This window comes from Siccirubricoccus deserti (assembly GCF_014283215.1).
Lineage (GTDB): Bacteria > Pseudomonadota > Alphaproteobacteria > Acetobacterales > Acetobacteraceae > Siccirubricoccus > Siccirubricoccus deserti.
On the sequence record NZ_JACOMF010000254.1, the window covers coordinates 1 to 798 of the forward strand.

The 798-nt window shown below is 72.2% G+C and carries 1 protein-coding gene; it reads left to right on the forward strand.

The features are described from left to right. Positions 1–22: 22 nt before the first annotated feature. Positions 23–798 (forward strand): MFS transporter (locus H7965_RS30175; RefSeq protein ID WP_222440904.1); only part of this gene is annotated, 776 nt, incomplete at its 3' end.

Consider the following 798-nt stretch of genomic DNA (forward strand, 5'->3'; position numbering starts at 1 on the left):
CTGGCGTGATCGCATGATGGCCATGTCGCCGCCGTCCGGCATCCAGGGACGGGTCTTCTGGGCGCGCGGCTTGCGGGACTTCGGCGATGGCTTGGCGGCGGTGCTGCTCCCCGCCTACCTCGTCGCACTTGGCTACGGCGCGACCGAGATCGGCCTGGTGGCGACCGCGGCGCTGCTCGGTTCGGCGCTGATGACGCTCGCCGTCGGGGCGCTGGGCGCGCGGGTGGATCCACGCGCCCTGCTCTTGCTCGCCGCGGCGCTGATGGTGGCCACGGGCCTTGGCTTCGCCGTGGTGGCCAGCTTCGCAATGCTCCTGGCCGTCGCGCTGGTCGGCACCATCAACCCGTCGGCGGGCAGCGTTAGCATCTTCGCCCCGCTGGAACAGGCGGTGCTGACGGGCGCGACCAGCGATGCCGGGCGCACAATGGTCTTCGCGCGCTACAGCCTCGTCGGCGCGCTTGCCGCCGCAGCGGGTGCCCTGGCCGCCGGCGCGCCGGATGCTCTGGCTGCCCTCGGCGTCGCGGAGCTTCCGGCGCTCCGCTCGATGTTCCTGCTCTACGCAGCGCTCGGTCTCGCCTGCCTCGTCGCCTACCGCGCACTGCCCGCCTTGCCGGCCGATGCGCGCCGCGCGAGTCACGCTCCGCTTGGCCCCTCGCGCGGGATCGTTGTCAAGCTCGCTGCGCTGTTCAGCGTGGACAGCTTCGCCGGCGGGCTGGCGGTCCAAGCGCTGCTCGCACTCTGGCTGTTCGGGCGTTTCGACCTCTCGCTGGCACAGGCGGGGCTGTTCTTCTTCTGGTC